This window comes from Cellulophaga sp. Hel_I_12, assembly GCF_000799565.1.
Taxonomy (GTDB): domain Bacteria; phylum Bacteroidota; class Bacteroidia; order Flavobacteriales; family Flavobacteriaceae; genus Cellulophaga.
In genome coordinates this window covers 956823-981797 of record NZ_JUHB01000001.1, presented here as the reverse complement: position 1 = coordinate 981797, position 24975 = coordinate 956823, and the positions used below count along the sequence as shown (strand labels likewise).

Genomic DNA, 24975 nt, shown 5'->3' with positions numbered 1-24975 from the left:
TTTTAAAGAAAAGCATTTACGATGCAAACTGTGATAAAACCGGTTATAGCTAATATTGTGGTCATCATGGTCCATGATTGAAAGGTTTCTTTTTCAGAAATTTTTAAATATTGCCCAACCAACCAAAATCCACTATCATTTACGTGAGAAAAAATACTTGCCCCGGATGCGATGGCAATGACTAAACAGGCCAATTGAGCATCTCCGAAATTGGTTTGAACAAGTAGTGGTGCAACCAAACCTGCAGCTGTGATCATGGCAACGGTTGAAGAACCTTGAATAATACGCACTATAGCAGCACTTACAAAGGCAAAAGCTAGTATAGGGAAGCCTATATTTGTCAATGAAGTGGCCAACAGTTCTCCGGCGCCCGTAGTGGTTAAAACTTGTTTGAAAACACCTCCTGCACCCGTTAATAAAATAATTGTTCCGGCGGGTTCTAATGATTTACTAGTAATTTTAAAGAGTTTTTCTTTACTAATTTTTCTTTTAATTCCGAAAAAGTACCAAGCCAATAAATTCGCAATGATTAATGCTGAAAATGGGTGCCCAATAAGTGCTATAAAATTAAGTAATCCATAAGGTACATGAAGAATTATACCACTGCTGATAAAGGTGTTTAGTAGAATTAAAACAATTGGAGTACTAATAATCCATAGGGTTAGGCTTATGTTTGGTAATTGATTACTGTCATTTTTTGACAGTTCTGCAGGGGCTTCGACATGAATTTTCTGAGCAATAAATTTACCGAAAACCAATCCGCTAAGTAATGCGGTCGGGATTCCAACGATAAATCCTATTAAAATAACCCAACCCAGTTCTGCACCAATGATTTCTGCAACGGCAATGGGGCCAGGAGTAGGGGGGATAAAAGCATGCGTAATGGCTAAACCTGCTAATAGTGGTATAGCATATAATAGTAATGATTTTTTAGTTTTACGTTGTAAGGCATAAATCATAGGTACTAGAATAATAAATGCAACATCAAAAAACACAGGAATTGCAATTAAAAACCCAGAGATTACCATCGCAAGAGGTGCATTTTTTAACCCGAATTTCCGAATCATGAAATCGGCAATAGTTTTGGCACCTCCTGAATATTCTAAAATAGCACCAAACATGGCCCCTAAACCCACCACTGTGGCTACAAATCCCAGGGTGCTCCCCATACCGTCTTTTATGGTATCAATAATTTCTTTAGCGTTCAATCCCGCAATTAAACCAACGGTAATGCTACCAATTAATAAGGCTATAAAGGCATTTATTTTAAGTCTTAGAATTAGAAATAGCAGAATTGCAATACCTAAAACTACAGCTAATATTAATTGAGTTTCCACTACTTAAGTTGTTTTATTATTTCAGAAATAATTTGTTCTGGAGATCTATCGATCGGTACCCTGATAACAGCTTCAGTAGCATCGGGTACTTCTAAAGCATCAAACTGAGAGTTCAGTAATTCAGTGGGCATAAAATGATCTTTTCTACTCCCCATTCGGTTTAAAATCAAATCAAAAGAACCTTCTAGAAATATAAAAAAATGATTTTTTAACTGGTGGTGTAAGGTAGTTCTATAGCTCTTTTTTAAGGCAGAGCATGCAATAACAGCCCCATCTTTCTGGTGCGTTACAGCAATGCTATTTAGTTTTACCAACCAATCTTTTCTATCCTTATCATTTAAAGGCTTTCCAGCCGCCATTTTATCAATATTGGCTTTGGGGTGATAATCATCTCCATCAAAAAACGGAAGGCCTAAATCTGCGGCTAATAATTTCCCAATGGTGGATTTACCAGTACCAGAGACGCCCATGACAAAAAATACAAAACCTTCGTTATTTTTCATTCGTGTGGTGGTCTATTTTTTTTAAAATTTCGTCCAAATTCTCATTGTGCTTTACCCAAATGGTATTCTTGCTTTTCTTGAACCAAGTTAGTTGTCGTTTCGCGAACCTTCTCGTGTTTTTTTTGATTTCGGAAATCGCGAAATCTAACTCCCATTCAGCCTCAAAATACTTAAATAATTCTTTATAACCAACTGTTTGTAAAGCGTTTAGATCTTTATAGGGGAGGAGCGACTTTACTTCTTCCAGTAAACCATTAGCTAACATCATATCCACTCGTTGGTTTATTCTGTCATAAATTAGTTCACGATCAGCTTCAATACCCACGGTAATTACATTAAAATTTCTTTTTGACTTGGTTTGGGCTAAAAATGATGAATAAGGTTTGCCAGTACCTAAACAAATTTCTAAGGCTCTTATAAGTCGGTGTGGGTTTTGTAAATCTACTTTTTCAAAATAGCTAGGATCTTCTTTTTTTAAGAGTTCTTGAAGAGTAGAAATACCTTCAGTTGCTAATTTTTGATTTAAACTTGCACGTATATCTGGTGCTACTTCAGGAAAATTATCTAAGCCTTTGGTGACAGCATTTACATACAATCCGCTTCCTCCAACCAAAACCAGTATCTGATGTTTTAGAAATAATTTCTCTATCAGAACAACGGCTTCGCGTTCAAAGTCGCCAACAGAGTACGCATCTAATACGCTTTTATGTTGAATAAAATAATGTTGTGCTGCTGCTAATTCGGAAGAAGTTGGCACCGCAGTGCCGATTTTCATTTCTTTAAAAAACTGTCTAGAATCTGCAGAAATAATGGCCGTGTTGTATTTTACCGCTAAATCGATAGCTAATTTAGTTTTACCAATAGCCGTTGGACCCACAACAGATATAAGGGTTTTTTTCATTATAATTTACTTCCGCAGTTATAACAATGGGAGGCATCGTCTCGATGCCCTTCTTTGGCACAAGTAGTACAGGCTTGTGTATTCACATGTACATAGGTGCCTTCTTTGGCACCAACGGCCGAATTTCCTTTTAAATGCTTACCAAATTCTACCGTTACTATACCTGTCGGTACAGCAATAACCCCATAACCTACAAGCATAATAATGGTGGCTAGAAATTGTCCTTGGGGTGTTATGGGAGCAATATCTCCATACCCCACTGTCGTTAGGGTAACAATGGTCCAATAAACACTTGTGGGGATACTTGTAAAGCCGGCTTCTTCGCCTTCTACCAAATACATTAAAGTACCCAATATGATGGCTACAATGGTCACTGCAAATAGAAAAACAGTAATTTTAGCCCTGCTTGCTTTTAAAGCATTTTTTAATTGTGAGGCTTCTCCTAAAAAACGAACTAATTTTAAGATTCTAAAAACACGCAACAATCTAAAAGCTCTTAGGGCAAGTAGCACTTGCGATCCAGCTAAGACATACGATAAATATAACGGAATCGTAGAAAGTAAATCTATAATCCCATAGAAACTAAAAATATATTCAGTAGGTTTTTTAATACTAACAACTCTGGCTATGTATTCTATGGTAAAAAATATGGTAACAACCCATTCTAAGGTTAACAAAGTGCTATGGTATTTAGCATCAATACCTTGTATGCTTTCAAGCATTACTAAGATAACACTAATGATAATTAAAAAAAATAAAGCAATATCAAACCATTTACCCATGGGTGTATCGGCTTCATAAATAATTTCATGAATTTTACTTTTCCATTTAATTTGCGATCCTTTGTTTTTCAATGGGCTTTAATTAAGGTCTAGAATATGTTTTACTTTTCTTTTTCTTAAATAGGTTTCTATGATATGGTTGGTGTTTGCGTTACCGTCCATAGGAGCAATAATTGTTTCTAATATTTTTGTCGTATTGATTTGATAATTTAGATCACAAAAACCGAGTCCCTTAAAGATACCATTTTTAATTAAAATAACACTTTGTTCCCCCAGAACTCGTCCTTTATCAACAATGACTATGTTTTTATCGTTTAAGCTATACTTTAATAAGACTTCTTGAACTCTTTTATTGTACGCTTCTGTATTTTCTTTTTGAACACAAGCGCCTAAACAAGTACCCTCGTCGTATTTTGAACAATTGCTTTTGGCTTGTGAGAGTCCGTTTAATTTATTGCACAATTGAAATTCATCTCTAATGGCGTGCAGAAAATTCTCTGCAGCTTCTAAACTCGTAAACGTGGTTACCCTTAAGTGAATGTTATTCGTTAATTTTTCGGCTTTTAACTGTAAATACCCTTGTTCATTAGGTACGGCATATACCGCAAAAGAAAATAACTGTCTTTTGTAATATGCGTTGTATTTTGGTTTGTTTCTGATCAACTCTTCGTTTTCTTTTAAAAGTGCAACAAGTTCGCTACCCGTTTTTTCGTAGGTAACACTTCGCATTTCTTTTTGAATTTTACGAGCTCTATTGCCGCTATTGGTAAAATACTGGTTGACTCTTTTTTTGATGTTACTGCTTTTGTTCAAGAGAATAATTTCAGCCTCTTTATTGTGCATATAAAAAACACCAACTTCCGATGGTAATTCTTCGACAATATCTAGTTGTCTCGGTGAAAGTTCCCCAAGGGTTTCAGCCTTTACCACCGTTTTTATGATGGTTTTATCCAAATCTTTAGATAAGAGTAGTTTAAATAGTTTTAAAGTAGCTAAAGCGTCTCCATTAGCTCTATGACGGTCACTTACCGGAATGCCTAGTGAGCGTACAAGCTTACCTAAACTATACGATTCTGCTTCTGGCAGTAATTTTTGAGCTAATTCGACCGTACAAATGGTTTTTCGTTCAAAATTATAGCCTAAGCGCCTAAATTCGGTTCTTAAAATACGATAATCGAACTGCGCGTTGTGAGCAATAAGTACACAGTCTTCGGTAATTTCGATGATACGTTTGGCGACTTCGTAGAATTTCGGGGCAGTAGTCAGCATTTTATTGCTGATCCCCGTAAGGTTTACCACAAAAGGCTGAATATCTTTTTCAGGGTTCACTAAGCTTATGAACTGGTCAACCACCTCGTGGCCATCAAACTTATGAATAGCTATTTCGGTAATACCCTCTTCATTGTATTTTCCTCCAGTAGTTTCAATATCTAATACGGCGTACATCAAATTAAATCAGAATTCTATTATTCGTATTTATAACAAATACGTTTCGTTATTTTTGGTAAAGATACTTTTTCGCTTATAAGGAAACTACTTAGAATAACTTTTTATCTACTTCCGAAAATACTACTGCCAATCCTAACCATAGTACTGCCTTCTTCTATTGCAATTTTATAGTCACCGCTCATGCCCATCGATAAAACCTTTAGGCTTGAAATTTTGTTTTTAGCAGCATCAAAAAGCGATTTCAAAAATTGAAATTCGCCACGAACTTGAGCTTCGTTGTCTGTAAACGTAGCCATCCCCATCAACCCCACTACTTGAATATGCTTTAAATTTCGGAAAGTATCACTTGCTAATATTTCAAAAAGCTCCGTTTCATCTAAACCAAACTTTGTATCTTCTTTAGCGATGTGAATTTGTAACAAACACGGAATTACTCTATCGTACTTTTTCGCTTGTTTGTTAATCTCTTTTAATAATTTAAAGCTATCTACGCCATGAATTAAATGTACATATTCTGCCATGTATTTTACCTTATTGGTTTGTACATGACCAATCATGTGCCACTCCATATCTTTAGGTAAGTCTTCCCATTTCTGGGTCATTTCTTGCACTTTGTTCTCTCCAAAAATACGCTGACCCGCTTCGTAGGCTTCTAGTAAGTCACTATTCGGTTTTGTTTTTGAAACGGCCACAAGGGTCACGTTTTCAGGGATTGTTTTTTTTATGTTATTTAGATTCTCTGTAATCGACATGTTTTTTGTTGTAAGTTGTTCGTTGACGGTTGATCGTTTAGATGGTTTTATAGTGAGAAAGTTATTTTATTGTTTTGTTAGCTACTTTTTTAGCACAATGGTGATGGTGGCATGACGTAGCGAATTCTGCGGCCATACTGTGCTTCATTTCAAAAGCCAACGATGATTCTTTTAATCGCTCATTTTCAATCACTCTGTTTCATAAAGCCTTCTGACTTTGAGCTAAGCATGTTCATCCTTTTCAACAAGACTTACTATTTGAAAAAGTATCATTACAATTTTCAAGACTGGAACTATCCAAAAATAGCGTAAACCCAAAACATTTTCTACCGACACCTATAAGGAGTTCCCCCTTTGAGAGTTAGGTTTTTTTTAACCCTTTAAAAACGCCTTCGCCACATGCTCTGCTTTTCTCGACTGCGTATAATCATAAAAGCCTTCACCAGATTTAACGCCTAATTTATGTGCCATGACCATATTGACTAGCAGAGGACAAGGGGCGTATTTCGGGTTTTTAAATCCGTCGTGCATAACGTTTAAGATGGATAGGCAAACATCTAAACCAATAAAATCAGCCAATTGTAAAGGTCCCATCGGGTGCGCCATACCTAATTTCATCACCGTATCAATTTCTTGAACACCAGCAACACCGTTGTATAAGGTTTCAATAGCTTCATTAATCATAGGCATTAAAATTCTATTTGCCACAAAGCCAGGGTAATCATTAACTTCCGTAGGTGTTTTTCCTAATTGTTCAGAAAGCTCCATAATTGTTTTTGTCACAGCATCAGAGGTATTGTAGCCTCTAATAATTTCGACTAATTTCATGATGGGTACTGGGTTCATAAAGTGCATACCAATCACTTTGTCAGCGCGTTTGGTTACGGATGCGATATGCGTAATAGAAATAGAAGAGGTGTTGGTCGCCAAAATAGTATCAGCATCACATACCTCGTCTAAATTCTTGAAAATCTTTAATTTTAAATCGATATTTTCTGTCGCAGCCTCTACCACTAAGTCAACCGTTTTGACTCCTTCTTTAAGGTCTGTAAAGGTGGTAATTTGGGCTAGCGTAGTCTTTTTATCTGCTTCAGAAATTACTTCTTTGGCGAGCATTCGATCTAAATTTTTAGTGATTGTTGCCATTCCTTTTTCCAAGGACTCACTTGAAATATCAATTAAATGGACCTTAAAACCGTTTTGAGCAAAAACATGTGCGATTCCGTTTCCCATTGTTCCTGCCCCGATAACTGCTATATTTTTCATTTTTTAGTGCTTTACGCTATAAGCTTTATGCTTTATGCTTTTTTGTTTGTAATTAATTCTAATGTTGTTCTTGTAATTTCTTATTTCATTATTTTGCCTACAGCCTACAGCCTACAGCCTACAGCCTACAGCCTACAGCCTACAGCCTAGAATGAAGCTATCACCTGTAAGGCTACCCGCAACGCATTCGTGCCTTGTTCCAAACTAACTACTGGAGTTGTATTGTTATTTATGGCGTCCGCGAAAGTTTCTAATTCATCTAAAATAGCATTGTTATTTTCTACATCAGGATTTTCAAAATAAATCTGTTTTCTTACGCCTTCTGCATTTTGAAGAATCATATCAAAATCTCCAGGATGTTCTGGAGCATCTTTCATTTTAACCACTTCTACTTTTTTCTCTAAAAAATCAACAGAAATATAAGCATCTTTCTGAAAAAAGCGCGATTTACGCATATTTTTTAAGGAAATTCTACTGGCTGTTAAATTGGCAACACAACCATTTTCGAACTCTATTCTGGCATTGGCAATGTCGGGAGAAGAACTCAAAACAGAGACGCCACTAGCGTTGATTTGCTTTACTTTCGAGTTAACAACACTTAAAATAGCATCTATATCGTGAATCATTAAATCTAATACCACCGGCACATCGGTTCCACGAGGATTAAACTCTGCCAATCGGTGAGTTTCAATAAACATAGGGTTTTGAATGTTATCCTTTACAGCGGAAAAAGCAGGGTTAAAACGTTCTACATGACCAACTTGACCTTTTACTGCGTGTTTCTTCTCTAAAAAAAGTAATTCTTCTGCTTCTTCAAGGGTATTGGTAATTGGTTTTTCGATAAACACATGTCGTCCTTTTTCCATCGCTTTTTTGGCGCAATCGAAATGAGAAAGGGTTGGAGTTACAATATCGACCACATCAACCGCATCAATAAGCGTATTTATATTGTCAAAATACTTGTAATCGAATTCGTCAGCTACTTTTTTACCGTTGATGGCATCAGGATCATAAAAACCTACCAAAGTATATTTTTCAGATTGATTGAGTAAACGTAAATGAATTTTCCCAAGATGACCCGCACCAAGCACTCCAACTTTTAGCATAAAAATATTTTTTTCAAAAATAAGGATACTTAAGGCTATATGCAACGCCAATTTGCATCAAATAAAGTTTTATAGCCCTGATGTGAAACTTTTATTTTCTTTTTGATAAAGTCTTCTTTACCTTAGCTCTTCCAAACTTAAACTCCATTGAAAGATACGCTCAAACATAAAGGGATGCGCAATAAATTAGCTGAAATTCTAGTTGAAAAGGGTATTGTGAATTCTAAAGTACTAGACGCTATAAAAACAATTCCGCGTCATTTGTTTTTAGACAGTAGTTTTGAGGATCATGCCTATCAAGATAAAGCATTCCCTATTGGTGCTGAGCAAACTATTTCTCAGCCTTTTACGGTAGCCTTTCAATCTGAACTTTTGCAGGTGAAACCGCATGATGAAATTCTTGAAATAGGAACAGGAAGCGGTTACCAAACGGCTGTTCTCTTGCATTTAAAGGCTAAAGTTTTTACCATAGAGCGTCAACAAGAACTGTTTAAAAAAACAAAGTTATTCTTTACTAAAATGGGGTATAGGCCAAAAAAAACCATTTTTGGTGATGGTTATATTGGTTTAGAGTCAGAAGCACCATTCGACGGTATCATTGTAACTGCGGGGGCTCCTTATGTCCCAAATCCCTTACTGGCACAATTAAAAATTGGAGGTAGACTTGTAATTCCAGTGGGTATTGACGAGCAAATAATGACCTTATTTATTCGAAAATCAGAATTAGAATTTGAAAAAAAAGAATTTGGTTCTTTTCGTTTTGTGCCGATGTTAGAGGACAAGAATTAATCTTTTGTTGCGCGCTCCAGCCGGTCGTTAATCGATTTTCCTAGTTCAACATCCGGAAAAGTCTCAGTGACAATCATATCTAGATGTAAATTATCCAAGTCATGTAGGCTTTTGTATAGTTTTGAGGCTGCTTCTTTTAAATTTTTCTTCTTGGATAATACGACTAACTTTTTGATGTTAGGAGCCACAATTGCTTTTGAAAAAACTAGTACACCTATATGTTTATCAGGATAGTTTTTGATAAATTGAGCTACATCGTGTACCAAAAATGTTTTGGTTGATGGTGCATAATGGCGTTCTAGCATACCCGGGGCATTGGGTGCTATTTCTTGCTTATTTTTTATTTTAATATCCCCAATGATCTTGGTTATTTCTTCAATCGAAATAGATCCGAGGCGATAAAGTACAGGTTCATTATTTTCAAAGCCGATAATGGTCGATTCTATTCCATTTTTACAAGTACCACCGTCTAGCACCATTTCAATGGCATCTTTAAAATAATTTTCTACATGAGTGGCGCTAGTGGGACTAATACTTCCAAATGGGTTCGCACTAGGCGCTGCTAAAGGAAAAGGTAGTTGCTGTAATAAACCTAAGGTTACAGGATGGTTTGGGATTCTAATCGCTACAGTATCTTTTCCTGCGGTCACTACATCAGGAACAGTGCTATTTTTTTTTAAGATTAAAGTTAATGAACCAGGCCAAAAGGCTTCTGCTAGCAATTTTGCTTTTTCAGGAAATTCACTGACCAATGCTTCTACTTTTTTCAAGGAGTCGACATGAACGATTAATGGATTAAAATGAGGTCTTTTTTTTACCTCAAATATTTTTCGAATTGCATTTTCACTATAGATATTTCCAGCTAAGCCGTAAACGGTTTCTGTAGGTATGGCTACAATAGCATTATTTTTTAATAGGCTTATAGCCTTAGAAATATCTTTCGAGATAATGGTCATAGTGGCACGTTGTTCGTTGACTTTTGAAATTTTTATAGTCTCTGTGGCTTATATATGGTGCAAATTTAAGTTGTTATATCTTTTCTTTTACCCCAAAACCACATTAAAATTCCACCGGTTATAAACATCCAAATGGCATAGGCCCCTATCGGAATACCCATTTCTACATTATTTAAAATGGAGGTAGCAATCACAAAGGCTAAGGTACCGTTTTGAATGCCACTTTCTACAGTTATAGAAATAGCATTTTTGAGGTTTAACTTAAATAATTTTGCCGTTAGGAAGCCTACACTCATCGTAAGTAAATTTAAGAGTAAGGTTACAAAACCTACTTCCTTCATTCCCCGGCCAATGATTGTGAAATTTGCGGCTATAACGGCTATAAAGACTGCAATGAATAAAAGTGCCGATGCCATTCGCATAGGTTTTTCCATTTGCTTGGCAAAACTTGGCTTGTATTTACGAACCAGCATTCCTATTGAAATTGGAATTACTGTTATTCCCATGATTTGTACCATAGTATCAGCAAGGGGTAATTTTATGAATACATTGGTATCAGTGCCAAAATAAGCTATGGCAAAATGTAGAATAAAAGGAATAGTTAAAATGCTTATCATACTAGAAAAAGCTGTTAGCGTAACAGATAAAGCGATATTTCCTTTGCAAATAAGGGTGATTAAATTACTTGTTGGACCACCTGGGCATGTAGCTAAAATCATTAGTCCCACAGCCATCACTGGGTTTAGGTCAAAAACTATGGCCAGCATAAAACCTATTAAAGGTAAAAAGATAAGTTGGTTGGTAAGGCCTAAAAAAATGGCTTTTGGATATTTCAGTATTCGAGTAAAATCGGCAGTAATTAAGGTCATCCCCATACCTAACATGATAATCGCTAAAGATAAGGGTAAAAATACCTTGCTGATTAGTTCGGCTATGGTCATGGATTATGGGGTGTTGGTTGCTGGTTCTTTTACTTATATTAATAGTGTAGACTTAATTATTAAAACTTTTTTTAATTCGATCTAAACTTTTTTTGTTATCACGATCTTTGATTGTTTCTCGCTTATCAAAGAGTTTTTTACCTTTAGCCAGAGCAACATTTATTTTGGCTAAACCCCTTTCGTTTAAAAAAAGATTCAGTGGAACAATCGTAAGCCCTGTGTTTTTAACTTCTTTCTCTAATTTTTTAAGTTCTCCACGATTTAAAAGTAGTTTACGTGCTGCTTTTGGTGCGTGGTTATAATGGGTGCCATGCGAGTATTCATCGATCTGCATGTTTATGATGAATAATTCACCACGATCATTAAACTCACAAAAACTTTCTGAGATAGAGGCTTTGCTCAAGCGTATTGATTTAATTTCAGTACCGGATAGTACTAAGCCAGCGGTGTAGGTATCCAGAATTTCGAAGTCAAACCTGGCTCTTTTATTTTTTATATTTATCTTCTTTTGTATCACATGAACAAAAATAATAACAATTAAACGATAAATAGTAGCTAATTTGGACAGAATTAAAAATTCTTGTCGAAATTTGTAATGTTTACATCATAGTAGGACTATTAAAATAAAAAAATATGAGGTTCATCGCTTTAGTATCTTTTCTGCTTTTTATGACTGCTTGTAAAAACACGACTAAAAAAGAATGGTCTGCGCAGGAGATCATCAATAAATCAATCGAAGTAGCTGGTGGCGACCTGTATAAGCATAGCAGTATACGTTTTGATTTTAGAGATAAAACGTACATATCAGAAGAAAACGGTGCCGTTCTAAAGCGAATTTTCAAGAGTGACTCTTTGAGCTATATGGATATTAAAAGAACCAATAGTTTTCAGCGCTATGTTGATAATTTGGAAATAGAAATATCGGACTCCCTGGCAACTGTCTACGGTAATTCTGTTAATTCGGTACACTATTTTGCACAATTACCCTATCGATTAAATGATGCAGCAGTAAACAAACAACTTTTGAAAGCTACAAGCCTAAAAGGTAAAGACTACTATGTGGTTCAAATTGGTTTTGATAAGGAAAACGGCGGTGATGATTTTGATGATACCTATGTGTATTGGATAAATACAGAAACCTTTAAGCCAGATTATTTAGCTTATGAATTTCACACAGATGGTGGAGGTGTTCGCTTCAGAGAAGCCTACAATGAGCGGTATGTTAATGGGATTAGGTTTGTAGATTATAAAAATTACAAACCTGAACAAGAGACTATCACTGTTTTACAAACAGCTGAGGCATTTGAAAAGAATCAACTGGTTTTTTTATCAGATATTCAATTAGAAAATATTGCGGTAATCTTGGATCATTAATCCATTTTTAAACGTATATCGGTAGCTTTCCCATCAATAATACGTACAATAAAAAGACTGCTATTGTCGTAATCATCCATATCAGCATATTTATTTTCATCTATCATTTTATTCACAAAGGCAGGAGTGGTATTGCTGTGGCCCACAACTAAAACATTCGCACCGAGATTAGCGTCTTTAAATTCTTGAATATCTATGGCATTAGGATTGTAGGTATTTACTATTAAATCTTTGCTGATCGCCGTAGGTGCGGCAGTCATTTTAGTTCGTTCGTAATCCGTACTATAAATAGTTGTTAGGGGAATTTCACTAAAGATTCGTTCCCATCGAATAGCTCTACCAAGTCCTTCTTGATTTAATTCAGGATCTAAATTTTCGGGATTACTTCGGTCTTTTTCAGCATGCCGGATAAAATAAAAAGTAGAAATAACAGGATCTATATTTTCAGCTTCAGCAACTGATGCATTATCTTCCTTACAACTGCCTAAAAAAAGTGTTAGTATCGTTACAATAAAAAGTTGAATTTTTTTCATCTCTGGTTTTTTAATTTTTTAATCAAAGTTGTTAACTTGATGGTCAATTATGCTTTAGTTTTAAATTGTTTTTCTACTACTTAAGAACTTACATTGAACTAAAATAGTATTTTTTTATAGAATTTTGGTTTAATATTGAACAAACAATTGTCGCTTGACGAAATAAAACCTAGAATGTAAATTTAAAAGGTTTTAGTCTTTAGCTCATAATGTTAGTAAATAATCATTTTAATGCGATACAATAGGTTGCAGATAGTGATAAAGGTTTTTATCTTGCAGCTTGTAATTACAAAAGGTAATCCTCTCTTAAAAACCGTTTAATTTAAAGCAGAAAACAGCACACCTATGAATAAAAAGATAGATCAGTTAGCCGCAGACAATATAAGAGCATTAGCCATATCGATGGTTGAAAAAGCAAATTCAGGACATCCAGGTGGACCAATGGGAGGAGCAGACTATATGCATATTTTATATTCAGAGTTTTTTAAGTACGACCCTTCGGATATGAGATGGCCTTTTCGGGATCGTTTTTTTATGGATGCAGGGCATTTATCGCCGTTAATGTATGCGCAATATAATTTATTAGGAAATTATTCAAAAAGTGACCTTCAAAACTTTAGACAATGGGGATCTGTAACACCAGGCCACCCAGAAGTTGATGTAAATAGAGGTGTGGAAAATACCTCAGGGCCTTTAGGTCAAGGGCATACTATGGGTGTTGGTGCTGCTATTGCTGCCAAATTTTTACAAGCTCGATTTGGAAATTGGATGAACCATAAAGTGTATGGTTTTATTTCTGATGGTGGTGTGCAAGAAGAAATATCACAAGGGGCAGGTAGAATTGCTGGTCATTTAGGATTAAGCAACTTTATTATGTTTTTTGATTCTAACGACGTACAATTGTCAACAAAAACAGACGAAGTTACTTCGGAAGATACGGCCATGAAGTATAAGGCTTGGGGATGGAAAGTAGTGACCATTGATGGGCATAATCACGAAGAAATTAGAAAAGCGCTAAAAGAGGCTAATGCCGAAACTGACAAACCAACTTTAATTATTGGCAAAACCATTATGGGTAAAGGTTGTGTTACCGCTACGGGTGAAATGTATGAAGGGCATACGGAATTACACGGTAAACCAATTGGGGATACAGGAGCCGATTTCGTTAAAACATTAGAGAATTTAGGGGCTAATCCTAAAGATGAATTTGCAATTTATGAGGATGTTGCTAAGGTATATAAAGATATCATCAAGAAAAAAATACAAGATGCTCAAGAAAAAAAGCAAGAGATAGCAGCATGGCGAAAAGAAAATGAGGCCTTAGCTACCAAACTTGATAATTTTTTAGCCGGCAAACTACCAGAATTAGATTTTGAAAGTATAGATTATAAGGCAGGACTAGCCACAAGGGCAGCCTCTGCTAATGTATTGGGCTACCTTGCAGGAAAGGTAGAAAACATGATTGTTTCTTCAGCGGATTTATCCAATAGCGATAAAACAGATGGGTTTCTAAATAAAACACATTCTTTACAAAAGGGAGATTTTACAGGATCGTTTTTACAATCAGGGGTAGCAGAACTTACCATGGCAGCCATCGCTAACGGAATTGCGTTACACGGCGGAGTTATTCCGGTTGTAGCCACCTTTTTTGTGTTTTCAGATTACATGAAACCAGCGATACGTTTAAGTGCCATACAAGAATTGCCTGTTAAGTTTGTTTGGACCCATGATGCCTTTAGAGTAGGGGAAGATGGTCCCACTCACCAACCCGTAGAGCAAGAAGCACAAATCCGCTTGCTAGAAAAGCTAAAAAATCACAGTGGTAATTCTAGTTTTGTAGCCCTACGCCCTGCAGATTCTGCTGAAACCGTAGTAGGTTGGAAAATGCTTTTAGAAAATAATACAGTCCCTTCGGGTTTAATCCTTTCTAGACAAGGCATTAAAGATATCCCAGCAACGGGAACTTCAAGATATCAAGATGCCCTAGCCGCTGAAAAAGGAGGTTATTTAGTTCAAAAAACAGCTAATGCTGACATTACCTTATTAGCTAACGGATCAGAAGTAGCAACCTTAATAGAAGCTTCTAAATTATTGTTAGATAAAAAAGGATTAAAAGTGAATATCGCTTCTGTGATGTCGGAAGGTTTATTTAGAAATCAGTCCAAAGCATATCAAGATAGTGTTATCTTAAAAGATAAGCCCGTTTTTGGACTTACGGCAGGTTTGCCCATAAACTTAGAAGCTTTAGCTGGGCCAAATGGAAAAGTATTTGGTTTGGAGCACTTTGGTTATTCTGCACCAGCAACTGTTTTAGACGATAAATTCGGTTTTACAGGTGAAAAAGTATACGATCAAATTGTTGATTTTTTAGGAAAGTAAACGGCTTTAAGTTTACTTCTAATTATTAAAAAAGGGTCTAGTAGTATACTAGACCCTTTTTTAATGATAAAGAACAAAGCGTCTTAGTTTCAGCCTCTGAAAAAGCTTTACTTTTTAATTTCGTATTTAATTAAATGTTCTAAGTAGGTAATGGTGTTTAAAAGGTATTTGTGATCATCCGTGATGGTTGCCATACTTACCGCACCCTGAATCATGGTGTACATCTGTTTGGCAAATTGTAAAGGGGCAACAGGTAATTTAATTTCATTGTTGTTAACGCCGTTTTCAAGGACTAAAGCAATTTTACCTTCAATAATTTTAATAGTTTCTTTTGCTGCGGATAGTAATATGGCATTATTATTTTTTGCATCTACACCAACATTTAGGACAGGACACCCTCCCATAGCTTCTGTAAATTCATTATAATGCCTATAAAAATTAGTCAAATTAAACAACTTTTCTAGCGAACTACCTTGAATAGCTAGTCTTTCTTCTAAGGCCGCTAAGAGTCTTTTGCTATTAAACTCAAACGCTGCTAAGGCTAAAGCTTCTTTATTTTCAAAGTTACCGTATAATGCACCCTTGGTTAATCCAGTAGCTTCAGTTAAATCGCTCATGCTTGTACCAACATATCCTAATTTATTAAATATGGGTGCTACAGTACGAATGATAAATGCGGTAGTTTTTTCAGCCTTTGTTGTCATAGGAGCAATAATTTTCTACGAATATAAAAAATTATTATACTGTGCGGTATAAGAAAGTGTATAAAAAGATAATCATCCTTTCGAAAATTTTCAAAAGGATGATTATAGTAGTCTTCGAGCAATACCTTCTTATGCTATTTCAGTCTGATTTCTGAATACCAATTCATCATTAAATGAATCTATTAAAACAATACTGTCTGCCGATATTTTACCGCTTAAAAGTTCCTTAGAAAGCATGTTTAGCACTTCTTTCTGAATAACTCTTTTTATGGGTCTAGCTCCGTATTGAGGATCGTATCCTTTTTCTGCTAAATAAGTGATGGCGTCATCGGTTGCATCAATAGTAATATTTTGTTGGGCTAACATTATTTTTAATTGCTCTAGTTGTAAACCTACAATTTTTCTAATGTCTTTTTTATTCAAAGGTGTAAACATGATGATATCATCGATTCTATTTAAGAATTCAGGACGTATGGTTTTGCGTAACAAACCTAAGACTTCAACACGAGCTGCTTCTGTAGCGCTATAGATGTCATCATTCGATTCGAACTTCTCTTGAATAATATGGCTTCCCATATTACTCGTCATTATGATAATGGTGTTTTTGAAATCGGCTACCCTTCCTTTGTTATCCGTTAATCTACCTTCATCTAATACTTGTAATAAAACATTAAAAGTATCAGGATGTGCTTTTTCAATTTCGTCTAAAAGCACTACGGAATAAGGTCTTCTTCGAACGGCTTCGGTAAGTTGCCCTCCCTCATCATAGCCCACATATCCTGGAGGTGCTCCTACCAATCTACTCACGGAGTGGCGTTCTTGGTATTCACTCATGTCAATTCGGGTCATGGCATTTTCGTCGTCAAACAAATAACTTGCTAATGTTTTCGCCAGCTCTGTTTTACCGACGCCTGTAGTTCCTAAAAATAAAAAGGATCCAATAGGGCGTTTTGTGTCTTGTAAGCCAGCTCTACTTCTTCGAATAGCGTCAGAAACTGCCTGAATAGCTTCTTCTTGACCTACGACACGCTTGTGCAATACATCTTCGAGTTGTAATAACTTTTCACGTTCACTTTGCAACATTTTAGTCACCGGAATTCCTGTCCATTTAGCGACTACTTGTGCAATGTCTTCACTAGTCACCTCTTCTTTTATCATCGTGTCGCCTTCCTGCTGTACGTCTAGAGTAATTTGCAACTTTTCTAGTTTCTCTTGTGCGTCTTTAATTTTGCCATAGCGTAATTCAGCAACCTTGCCATAATCGCCATTTCGTTCGGCACGTTCAGCTTCTAATTTATAGTCTTCGATATCTTGCTTTGTTTTTTGAATATCGTCGACCACCGTTTTTTCACTTTCCCACTTGGCAAAAATCTCATTTCGCTCTTCTTTTAAATTGGCGAGGTCTAGATTTAGCGATTTTAGTTTTGTATGGTCATTTTCACGTTTAATAGCTTCAACCTCAATTTCTAGCTGCATTACTTTACGGTCTAAGACATCAAGTGCTTCAGGTTTAGAATTAATCTCCATTCTAAGTTTTGCTGCTGCTTCATCGATTAAGTCAATAGCCTTATCGGGTAAAAATCGATTCGTAATATAACGCTGTGATAATTCTACAGCCGAAATTACAGCCTCATCTTTTATGCGTACTTTATGATGTGCTTCGTATTTGTCTTTAATTCCTCTTAAGATAGATATAGCACTTTCGGTATCAGGTTCATCGACAATAATTTTCTGAAACCTACGCTCTAAGGCTTTGTCTTTTTCAAAATATTTTTGATATTCATCGAGCGTGGTTGCACCAATAGCCCGCAGTTCCCCGCGTGCTAAAGCAGGTTTTAAAATATTAGCTGCATCCATAGCCCCTTGGCCGCCTCCGGCACCAACCAAAGTATGAATTTCGTCTATAAAAAGTACAATGTTTCCGTCCGAAGTGGTCACTTCTTTGATAACTGCTTTAAGCCTTTCTTCGAATTCTCCCTTGTATTTAGCACCTGCAATTAGGGCACCCATATCTAAAGAATAAATTATTTTATCTTTTAGGTTTTCAGGTACATCACCTTGCACAATTCTGTGCGCCAAACCCTCAGCGATTGCCGTTTTACCAACTCCTGGCTCACCTACCAACATAGGGTTATTTTTAGTTCTTCGGGTTAAGATTTGTAAAACACGTCGAATTTCTTCATCACGACCGATAACAGGGTCTAGTTTGCCCTGATCAGCCATTTCGTTTAAATTTTTGGCGTATTTGTTTAATGAATTGTAGGTATCCTCTGCACTTTGAGAGGTTACTTTACCGCCTTTACGCAGCTCTTCAATGGCCAGCTTAAAATCTTTCTCTGTAACCCCTTGATCTTTTAAAATTTGAGAAATTTTACTTTTAGAATTAAATATAGCCAATAAAAGATGTTCGATGGAAACATATTCATCTTCCATTTTTTTGGCGATAATACTCGCCTCATTCAATGTTTTGCCAGCTTCTCTTGAAAAACTTAATTCACCACCTGTAACTTTCGAGAAACTTGCTAATTCTTTACTAACTATTTCAGTAAGTAATGTGGTATTTACATTTAGTTTTTTAAGGATAAAAGGCGTAACATTTTCATCAACCTGAGTAATGGCCTTAAATAAGTGTTCATTTTCAATTTGCTGATGTCCGATTTCTTGGGCAATCTGCTGCGCAAGCTGAACAGCCTCTTGCGATTTTATAGTGAAATTATTGATGTTCATATAGGTCTATTTTTCCGTTATTGATTACTTTTGATAAGAGGAAGTCAATAATCTTACCAATAGATAATAATTGTCATTTTGGCATGAAAATGCAGGACTAGCAAGACATTACGGCAGTCTGTAAGGTATTTGTAAGAGTGCGACTTAGCTAAAAAATAAAAAATTATGGGATTATTTAATAGTTTCTTTGGTGGAAAAAATTCAGATGAGAAAAAAGAAATAGCAGCTTTACCTTGGATTGCGCTAACTTCCTTAGATCAATTAGAAGAAGTAGGAAAAAAATCGAATGGAAAACCTCAATTTATATTTAAGCATTCTACTACTTGCGGTATTAGTAGAATGGTAATGAATACGTTTAAGCAGACCTATGATTTAAGCAAAGACCAAGCAGATTTGTATTATTTAGACTTACACAGCTACCGAGAAGTTTCCAACGAAGTTGGACGGAAATTTCAAGTGATACATCAATCACCACAATTATTAGTTATAAAAAATGGCACTGCTGTAGCTCATGCATCTCATGGCGAAATCAACGAGGTTCAGGTAGCGACGTTTATATAAAAAAGTATGACACACATTAAGCCTGGGAATGGCGTTTTATTAATTTTGAGTGTGTATTCTTTACTCATTTAAGCACTTAACTTTGAATAGTAGTATTAAAAAAGCCTTCAAAAATTAGATCTTTGAAGGCTTTTTTATTAGGGTATTTTTTACCTAAACTGTTGTCGTGAAACAATACTTTTTAGTCGTGCTTTTAAATCCTCTCCAGCATCATAAACCATAGTCTCATTGCTCGGGAATGGAACTGCCGCTAAACCCAAAAACGAAATTAAGTCGTTGTCTAATGCCAGTTTATCACCGTCATATTTAGCGTAAATATGTTCAAAAACAAATTCGCTTGCCAGTGGGTATGAATTTATTTGCTGCTGGGTTTTTAAATCATTAAAACTAACGATACCAGCAACTTGAACGGCCTTAAATTGTGTGAACTGATAGTAATCTGCTTTAATAGTTTTAAATTTATCAACCTTAATTTTGTTGCCTAAACTATCTTTTACTTGATTTCCATTAGTATCTACCGCATAGGTAAATCCGTCTACAACCTGCTTTTCTTTGGTTATTTGCCTTTCTTTTACCTGCTCTGGTGAAATACTGATGTTCTTAAACACCACATTCATTTCATAATCATAGTTAATATTTTGAAGCGGATTGGTGTGGTATTCCGTCCATAAATTATTTAAACCATAGGTGTTAAAATTTAATAATTCATCTTCCAGTCTAGTTGGAATTATTTGTTCTGTATCATTAACAAGTTGCACCTGAACATAATCTAAACCTTTTTGATGGGCTTCTTGAATTTTATTTTGAACATCTTTGTAATTTGGATTGATCTCATCCAAATATTTTAAATCGTTATATGATTTCCGATAATCACTTTTGTTTAAAGCATTTAAAAGTAAACCAATAGCATTTGCATACAAATAATCAGAAAGTTCATTTTTTGCTACAATTATTTTGGCATCGTAGTCTGTAAACTTAAATTTAGCATTGCGCTGTTCTTCATGAATAGGTAGCGGAAGAAGTGGTTTAATACGTTCTTCTATAGTTTTTAACCTCAAATACCCATTATAAATAGCTTCAAAATCTGCAGGATTACCACTTTTTTGAAGAAACGCAATTTCCTTTAACTCACGTTCTGTATTTTTTTTAAAAGCTTCTTCAAGCAGCAAAACATAAGGTTGATTGCCTTTTTTAGTTTTGTTTTCTACCAAATTATCTAAAGCTTTGTAAATGGCATTTTCATAATTGCCAGAATTCAATGCTTCTTGCGTTTTTTTTACGCCAGAACAGGCTATAAAAAACAATATACCGGTGGAGAGTAAAAATTTTTTCATACGAATTTAATTTTTGGTTTTAGTAGGCTATTTTCAATAGCCGTGCCATAAATAAGTATAAAGAACGTTTTACGCTTCTAAATAGTATTTAAAAATGAATTTATTGCTTATTTTTTTTAGGTTGATAGACGGGAAGTAGCTTTGTTGAAATTTTTCCAAAACCCAATCTAACGCCATCTTTTTTGCAATAGCCTTTGAAAATTATGGTATCATTATCTTCAATAAACTTACGAGTAGTGCCATCATTTAAGGCTACAGGGTTTTTACCTCCCCAGCTTAGTTCAAGCATAGAGCCGTAAGAATCTGCCGTGGGCCCAGAAATGGTTCCGCTACCCATCATGTCACCACTATTTACATTACATCCATTAATGGTATGGTGCGCTAATTGCTGAGCCATAGTCCAATACATGTATTTAAAATTAGATTTTGTCAGTGTCGTTGATACGCCATTTTCTGGAACAAGGGCAACTTCTAATTGAATATCGTATGTTTTTCTTTCTTTTTGCTGTAAATAGGGTAGTGGCTCTGGATTTTGTGCTGTGCTTTCTATTTTAAATGGCTGTAGTGCATCCATAGTTACGATCCATGGCGATATGGATGAAGCAAAGTTTTTCGCTAAAAATGGTCCTAAAGGCACATATTCCCATTTTTGAATATCACGTGCACTCCAATCGTTAAACAGGACCATTCCAAATATATAGTCTTCAGCTTCATCAACAGGAATAGGCTCTCCTAAGACATTTGCATCTGTAGTGATAAAGGCCATTTCTAATTCAAAATCTACTAATTTTGAAGGACCAAATACAGGCTTATCAGCATCAGCAGGCATCGTTTGTCCCATAGGTCTGCGAATTGGAGTTCCGCTAGTTACAATGGAGGAGCTTCTACCGTGATAACCCACCGGAATATGAAGCCAATTTGGTAATAGGGCATTATCTGGATCTCTAAACATTGTGCCTACATTAGTAGCATGCTCTTTACTGGAATAGAAATCAGTGTAATCCCCAATTTGCACGGGTAATTGCATTTCTATTTCTGCCATGGTAAATAATACTATCTTTTTGTGGTCCTCATTATTTTGGAGTCTATCGTTTTTTACATCGAAAATTTCAGAAATTCTGTTGCGCACCAAACGCCAGGTTTTTTTACCATCAGATATAAAATCATTTAAAGTATCTTGAAGAAAAATATCATCGGTAAGTGGTATACCATCAAAATAACCTAATTGATGTAGCGCACCAAGATCTATAGCAGTATTTCCTATTCTTGTTCCTATGGTAATAATATCATCTCTAGTCAAAAAAACACCAAAAGGTATGTTTTGAATTGGAAAATCAGAATCCATTGGTACTGGAATCCATGTTTTCTTGTTAGGATCATTAGTTTTTAAGGGCATATGACAATTGTTAATTGATATTTAATAAATTCTGCTATCAAATATATTATTTTCTATGAATTTAAAGCCTTCAATTCGTATTTTTGCATCTCAATTTAACAGTTTATTTTATTATGCAACGCGACAATCTAATTTTTGAACTTATTGCTGAAGAAAAACAGCGCCAAATTAACGGAATAGAACTTATTGCATCTGAGAACTTTGTAAGTGCTCAAGTTATGGAAGCGGCGGGTTCCGTTTTGACCAATAAATATGCTGAGGGTTATCCTGGAAAGCGGTATTATGGGGGGTGTGAAGTTGTAGATGTTGTAGAGCAAATAGCGATAGACCGTGCAAAGGAGTTGTTTGGTGCGGCCTATGCCAATGTGCAACCACATTCAGGTTCTCAGGCTAATGCATCGGTTTTTCATGCTTGTTTACAGGTAGGAGATACCATTTTAGGCTTTGACTTATCGCACGGTGGGCATTTAACCCACGGTTCTCCGGTAAATTTTTCAGGAAGATTATACAATCCTGTGTTTTACGGTGTTGAAAAAGAGACAGGTGTTTTAAATTACGATAAAATTCAAGAAATAGCGGAGAAAGAAAAACCAAAAATGATTATAGCTGGTGCATCTGCCTATTCTAGGGATATGGATTTTAAGCGATTTAGAGCTATAGCAGATAGTGTAGGCGCTTTATTGCTAGGTGATATTTCGCATCCATCAGGTTTAATTGCCAAAGGAATTTTAAACGATCCAATCCCACATTGTCATATTGTAACCACGACTACACATAAAACCTTAAGAGGACCAAGAGGAGGTTTAATCTTAATGGGTGAAGATTTTGATAACCCGTTTGGGATTACTTTAAAAAATGGAACACTGCGTAAAATGTCTGCTTTATTAGATTTAGCTGTTTTTCCTGGTAATCAAGGTGGCCCCTTAGAACATATTATAGCCGCAAAAGCTATCGCTTTTGGCGAAGCCTTAACCGATGAGTATTTGACCTATATTTTACAAGTAAAAAAGAATGCTGATGCTATGGCAAAGGCTTTTATGAAGAAAGACTATCAAATCATATCAGGGGGTACTGATAACCATATGATGTTGATTGATTTAAGAAATAAAAATATTACTGGTAAATTAGCCGAAGCTGTTTTGGTAAAAGCTGATATAACGGCAAATAAAAACATGGTGCCTTTTGATGATAAATCACCTTTTGTTACCTCAGGAATTCGTTTTGGAACGGCTGCAATTACCACTAGAGGCTTAAAAGAAGCGGATATGGCGGTCATTGTAGACTTTATTGATGAGGTACTTTCAAATCCCGAAGATGAAGCCTTAATTGAAGGGGTAAAGAAAAAAGTAAATGCTCTAATGAGTGGCAGAGCGCTTTTTAATGCTTGCTAGAGAATACAACAATTAAATACAAAATAAAAACGGCAGCATTCTTTCACTAAGTCTGCTGCTGTTTTCTTTGGGTTGACACTAATTGAAAAAATACTCTTTTTAAATTTTTTTAATCTTTCCCTATATTTTGAACTAGATAGAAACCTAAAAAAGGAATACCTAGAGTGCTATAGGTATATAATACCTTTGTTTTTTTATTCAGCGATGGTTGCTTGAAAATATTTCTTATCGTATAGAGCATGACCAATACACTGATTATAATTAGGAAATACAATACATAGGATTTATACATAAGCTACACTATTTCTGGGATCTTAATAGTTAATCATCGTTAAATCACCATCAAAAATTTCATTATTGGCAACATCATAGAATGAGGCATCAATTTTATGCTCAAAATAGACAGCCCAAAATTTATAATAGTCGCAAATTTTAGTTTCTTCAGTTTTAAATTTTAGTAAATTAATTTCGCCATACAGCGGTTTTTCTTCAAAAACTGGAATATGTATTTCATAAGGAACTTCTGTAAAACCCTTGGTCAAATTCAGTTGATTGTCATCAATTTTTTGAATAATGTTTCTTACTTGTGAAATAATACTTTGATTAAAAATGCGATGGATAATTAAACTACAATCTGTAAAAACGATCGTTAATTCTTCAATATCAATCTTATGTGAACTTTGTTCAGCTAGTTGCTGAAGCCGATTCAAAAATAGGTAGTCGCTATTTGTATTTAAATGGAAATTTAAGTCGTCTGTATTTCGAACGGCTATAATGGGCAAGCCTTGTTGTAGCTCAAAATTTAATTTTAATTCTAAAATTAAATCAATGTTATGATTTGCTTTTTCTGAATAGTGAATAGCGAGATCGCAGAAGAACTCTTTTTCGATGATGCGTCTAAAATCTTGGAACACAAAACTTTTTAAATCATGCTGGGAACCAAATTTTAGATTGTTGTTTAGTGGGTTTTTTTTTGGTGTCATGGCTAACTAATGAATGTTCAAAACAAACATAACAGTATTATTTAACCTTAGACTGCACGAAAACCTTAGACTTTTAAAGGTTTTTGTTTATCTACCTAAAAATCAGATCATTAAAAAACACAAAAAACATGAATTTTACTTAAATAAAGCCTTTTTCTCTCGCATTATGGATTAAAGCGTAATCATTTCCGTTTTCAACACCAAAAATTTCCTTTAAGACACGCTTCCTGTTTTCAATGCCACTTACCGAAAGCGAAACATGTTCAATCATGTCTTTTGTTTTACACCCAATGGAGATATAATAGAGAATTTTTTTATCGGTTTCATCTAAATGAATATCATTCGACATTTTATTTCGAATGGCAATGAGTGCTTTTTTGGTATAATAGGGTGTAGTGGTTAAGACCACCTCGACCATTTCTTTTAAACGATTTTCATTAATTTCGGTTTTTACCATATATCCATCTGGATTTACCGTTTTTAAGATGCTATTTATTCTATAATTATCGCTAAAAGAGGATAAAAAGACAATTTTAGAACTAGGGGAAATAGCTCGAGCAAGAATACCAAGATCTTCACCACTATACGGATACTCTTCTTCGCTAGAACTTAGCTGTATGTCTAGTAAAAGAATGTCATATGGTTCATTCGCCGCTACCGAATTTTCAATTTCAGCTTTACCCGTAGCAAAAGAAGTTTCTATGGAAAGATCTACTTTAAAATCATTAAACTCGGTGTCCTCTAATATGAATTTATACCCTAAGATCGTCATCTTATGATCGTCAACGGCCAAAATTCGTACTGTCTTCAT

23 protein-coding genes are annotated in these 24975 nt (G+C 35.3%); 5 read left to right on the top strand and 18 right to left on the bottom strand.

Translation table 11 applies throughout. The features are described from left to right. Positions 1–2 precede the first annotated feature (2 nt). From GQ45_RS04510 to GQ45_RS04475, 8 genes are all read right to left on the bottom strand, one after another. Complete coding sequence (locus tag GQ45_RS04510) at positions 3–1337, bottom strand: GntP family permease (protein ID WP_047415463.1); 1335 nt, start codon at positions 1335–1337, stop codon at positions 3–5. After that, the gene (locus tag GQ45_RS04505) at positions 1337–1840 is read right to left on the bottom strand and encodes a gluconokinase (protein ID WP_047415462.1); all 504 of its coding nucleotides are present in this window, start codon (positions 1838–1840) and stop codon (positions 1337–1339) included. The genes GQ45_RS04510 and GQ45_RS04505 overlap by 1 nt, the downstream gene beginning before the upstream one ends. After that, positions 1830–2741, bottom strand: coding sequence for a tRNA (adenosine(37)-N6)-dimethylallyltransferase MiaA (miaA, locus tag GQ45_RS04500; RefSeq protein ID WP_047415461.1), 912 nt, complete (start codon positions 2739–2741; stop codon positions 1830–1832). The genes GQ45_RS04505 and miaA overlap by 11 nt, the downstream gene beginning before the upstream one ends. Further along, entirely contained in the window at positions 2741–3595 is an 855-nt protein-coding gene (locus GQ45_RS04495) for an ion transporter (RefSeq protein ID WP_047415459.1), read from the bottom strand. The genes miaA and GQ45_RS04495 overlap by 1 nt, the downstream gene beginning before the upstream one ends. Before the next feature lie 6 nt (positions 3596–3601). Then, on the bottom strand, positions 3602–4969 hold the full coding sequence (locus GQ45_RS04490; protein WP_047415458.1) for an exonuclease domain-containing protein: 1368 nt from the start codon (positions 4967–4969) through the stop codon (positions 3602–3604). A 104-nt stretch (positions 4970–5073) separates the two neighbouring features. Beyond that, positions 5074–5724 (bottom strand): YggS family pyridoxal phosphate-dependent enzyme, encoded by a 651-nt coding sequence (locus GQ45_RS04485; RefSeq protein WP_047415457.1) that lies wholly within the window; start codon positions 5722–5724, stop codon positions 5074–5076. A gap of 372 nt (positions 5725–6096) precedes the next feature. Beyond that, entirely contained in the window at positions 6097–6990 is an 894-nt protein-coding gene (locus tag GQ45_RS04480; RefSeq protein WP_047415455.1) for a 3-hydroxybutyryl-CoA dehydrogenase, read from the bottom strand. 146 nt (positions 6991–7136) lie between these two features. Beyond that, complete coding sequence (locus tag GQ45_RS04475; protein ID WP_047420032.1) at positions 7137–8096, bottom strand: Gfo/Idh/MocA family protein; 960 nt, start codon at positions 8094–8096, stop codon at positions 7137–7139. A 147-nt stretch (positions 8097–8243) separates the two neighbouring features. Here GQ45_RS04475 and GQ45_RS04470 point away from each other — a divergent pair, with 147 nt between their 5' ends. Next, positions 8244–8885 carry a protein-L-isoaspartate(D-aspartate) O-methyltransferase gene (locus GQ45_RS04470; RefSeq protein WP_047415453.1) on the top strand — a complete coding sequence of 214 codons (642 nt, stop codon included), beginning with the start codon at positions 8244–8246 and terminating at the stop codon, positions 8883–8885. Here GQ45_RS04470 and GQ45_RS04465 read toward each other — a convergent pair. The 3 genes from GQ45_RS04465 to smpB form a co-directional block, all read right to left on the bottom strand. After that, positions 8882–9841, bottom strand: a complete 960-nt coding sequence (locus tag GQ45_RS04465) for an L-threonylcarbamoyladenylate synthase (RefSeq protein WP_047415451.1) — start codon at positions 9839–9841, stop codon at positions 8882–8884. The two genes, GQ45_RS04470 and GQ45_RS04465, sit on opposite strands and share 4 nt — an antisense overlap. Before the next feature lie 65 nt (positions 9842–9906). Beyond that, positions 9907–10782, bottom strand: coding sequence for a bile acid:sodium symporter family protein (locus GQ45_RS04460; RefSeq protein WP_047415449.1), 876 nt, complete (start codon positions 10780–10782; stop codon positions 9907–9909). Positions 10783–10834: 52 nt separating this feature from the next. Beyond that, positions 10835–11296: an SsrA-binding protein SmpB gene (gene smpB, locus GQ45_RS04455; protein ID WP_047420030.1), complete on the bottom strand. Its 462-nt coding sequence runs from the start codon at positions 11294–11296 to the stop codon at positions 10835–10837. 119 nt (positions 11297–11415) lie between these two features. On the opposite strand from smpB, the gene GQ45_RS04450 reads away from it, so the two are divergent. After that, on the top strand, positions 11416–12156 hold the full coding sequence (locus tag GQ45_RS04450) for a DUF6503 family protein (protein WP_047415447.1): 741 nt from the start codon (positions 11416–11418) through the stop codon (positions 12154–12156). Here the strand turns inward: GQ45_RS04450 and GQ45_RS04445 are convergent. Beyond that, positions 12153–12689, bottom strand: a complete 537-nt coding sequence (locus tag GQ45_RS04445; RefSeq protein ID WP_047415445.1) for a histidine phosphatase family protein — start codon at positions 12687–12689, stop codon at positions 12153–12155. The genes GQ45_RS04450 and GQ45_RS04445 overlap by 4 nt on opposite strands. A gap of 345 nt (positions 12690–13034) precedes the next feature. Here GQ45_RS04445 and GQ45_RS04440 point away from each other — a divergent pair, with 345 nt between their 5' ends. Continuing rightward, complete coding sequence (locus GQ45_RS04440) at positions 13035–15068, top strand: transketolase (protein ID WP_047415443.1); 2034 nt, start codon at positions 13035–13037, stop codon at positions 15066–15068. A gap of 107 nt (positions 15069–15175) precedes the next feature. On the opposite strand, the gene GQ45_RS04435 is transcribed toward GQ45_RS04440, so the two are convergent. Both GQ45_RS04435 and clpB read right to left on the bottom strand, forming a co-directional pair. Next, positions 15176–15772 carry a TetR/AcrR family transcriptional regulator gene (locus GQ45_RS04435; protein ID WP_047415441.1) on the bottom strand — a complete coding sequence of 199 codons (597 nt, stop codon included), beginning with the start codon at positions 15770–15772 and terminating at the stop codon, positions 15176–15178. Between the two features lie 129 nt (positions 15773–15901). After that, positions 15902–18499, bottom strand: a complete 2598-nt coding sequence (clpB, locus tag GQ45_RS04430) for an ATP-dependent chaperone ClpB (RefSeq protein ID WP_047415439.1) — start codon at positions 18497–18499, stop codon at positions 15902–15904. Positions 18500–18664: 165 nt separating this feature from the next. Here clpB and ytxJ point away from each other — a divergent pair, with 165 nt between their 5' ends. Beyond that, positions 18665–19060: a bacillithiol system redox-active protein YtxJ gene (gene ytxJ / locus GQ45_RS04425; RefSeq protein WP_047415437.1), complete on the top strand. Its 396-nt coding sequence runs from the start codon at positions 18665–18667 to the stop codon at positions 19058–19060. A 149-nt stretch (positions 19061–19209) separates the two neighbouring features. Here ytxJ and GQ45_RS04420 read toward each other — a convergent pair whose 3' ends face one another. Both GQ45_RS04420 and fahA read right to left on the bottom strand, forming a co-directional pair. Further along, positions 19210–20394, bottom strand: coding sequence for a hypothetical protein (locus GQ45_RS04420; protein ID WP_047415435.1), 1185 nt, complete (start codon positions 20392–20394; stop codon positions 19210–19212). A gap of 100 nt (positions 20395–20494) precedes the next feature. Further along, positions 20495–21790: a fumarylacetoacetase gene (gene fahA / locus GQ45_RS04415; RefSeq protein WP_047415434.1), complete on the bottom strand. Its 1296-nt coding sequence runs from the start codon at positions 21788–21790 to the stop codon at positions 20495–20497. Between the two features lie 113 nt (positions 21791–21903). On the opposite strand from fahA, the gene glyA reads away from it, so the two are divergent. Next, the gene (glyA, locus tag GQ45_RS04410) at positions 21904–23181 is read left to right on the top strand and encodes a serine hydroxymethyltransferase (RefSeq protein WP_047415433.1); all 1278 of its coding nucleotides are present in this window, start codon (positions 21904–21906) and stop codon (positions 23179–23181) included. A 314-nt stretch (positions 23182–23495) separates the two neighbouring features. Here glyA and GQ45_RS04405 read toward each other — a convergent pair whose 3' ends face one another. Beyond that, positions 23496–24164: a hypothetical protein gene (locus tag GQ45_RS04405; RefSeq protein ID WP_047415431.1), complete on the bottom strand. Its 669-nt coding sequence runs from the start codon at positions 24162–24164 to the stop codon at positions 23496–23498. Positions 24165–24303: 139 nt separating this feature from the next. Then, a complete protein-coding gene (locus GQ45_RS04400) occupies positions 24304–24975 on the bottom strand; it encodes a response regulator transcription factor (RefSeq protein WP_047415430.1) in 672 nt (223 codons plus the stop codon).

Bases quoted from the DNA above. Each gene is read 5' to 3' on its own strand.
- GQ45_RS04505 (WP_047415462.1), bottom strand. From the start codon at position 1,840: ATGAAAAATAACGAAGGTTTTGTATTTTTTGTCATGGGCGTCTCTGGT.
- miaA (WP_047415461.1), bottom strand. From the start codon at position 2,741: ATGAAAAAAACCCTTATATCTGTTGTGGGTCCAACGGCTATTGGTAAA.
- GQ45_RS04490 (WP_047415458.1), bottom strand. From the start codon at position 4,969: ATGTACGCCGTATTAGATATTGAAACTACTGGAGGAAAATACAATGAA.
- GQ45_RS04485 (WP_047415457.1), bottom strand. From the start codon at position 5,724: ATGTCGATTACAGAGAATCTAAATAACATAAAAAAAACAATCCCTGAA.
- GQ45_RS04480 (WP_047415455.1), bottom strand. From the start codon at position 6,990: ATGAAAAATATAGCAGTTATCGGGGCAGGAACAATGGGAAACGGAATC.
- GQ45_RS04475 (WP_047420032.1), bottom strand. From the start codon at position 8,096: ATGCTAAAAGTTGGAGTGCTTGGTGCGGGTCATCTTGGGAAAATTCAT.
- GQ45_RS04465 (WP_047415451.1), bottom strand. From the start codon at position 9,841: ATGACCATTATCTCGAAAGATATTTCTAAGGCTATAAGCCTATTAAAA.
- GQ45_RS04460 (WP_047415449.1), bottom strand. From the start codon at position 10,782: ATGACCATAGCCGAACTAATCAGCAAGGTATTTTTACCCTTATCTTTA.
- GQ45_RS04450 (WP_047415447.1), top strand. From the start codon at position 11,416: ATGAGGTTCATCGCTTTAGTATCTTTTCTGCTTTTTATGACTGCTTGT.
- GQ45_RS04445 (WP_047415445.1), bottom strand. From the start codon at position 12,689: ATGAAAAAAATTCAACTTTTTATTGTAACGATACTAACACTTTTTTTA.
- GQ45_RS04440 (WP_047415443.1), top strand. From the start codon at position 13,035: ATGAATAAAAAGATAGATCAGTTAGCCGCAGACAATATAAGAGCATTA.
- GQ45_RS04435 (WP_047415441.1), bottom strand. From the start codon at position 15,772: ATGACAACAAAGGCTGAAAAAACTACCGCATTTATCATTCGTACTGTA.
- clpB (WP_047415439.1), bottom strand. From the start codon at position 18,499: ATGAACATCAATAATTTCACTATAAAATCGCAAGAGGCTGTTCAGCTT.
- ytxJ (WP_047415437.1), top strand. From the start codon at position 18,665: ATGGGATTATTTAATAGTTTCTTTGGTGGAAAAAATTCAGATGAGAAA.
- GQ45_RS04420 (WP_047415435.1), bottom strand. From the start codon at position 20,394: ATGAAAAAATTTTTACTCTCCACCGGTATATTGTTTTTTATAGCCTGT.
- fahA (WP_047415434.1), bottom strand. From the start codon at position 21,790: ATGCCCTTAAAAACTAATGATCCTAACAAGAAAACATGGATTCCAGTA.
- glyA (WP_047415433.1), top strand. From the start codon at position 21,904: ATGCAACGCGACAATCTAATTTTTGAACTTATTGCTGAAGAAAAACAG.
- GQ45_RS04405 (WP_047415431.1), bottom strand. From the start codon at position 24,164: ATGACACCAAAAAAAAACCCACTAAACAACAATCTAAAATTTGGTTCC.
- GQ45_RS04400 (WP_047415430.1), bottom strand. From the start codon at position 24,975: ATGAAGACAGTACGAATTTTGGCCGTTGACGATCATAAGATGACGATC.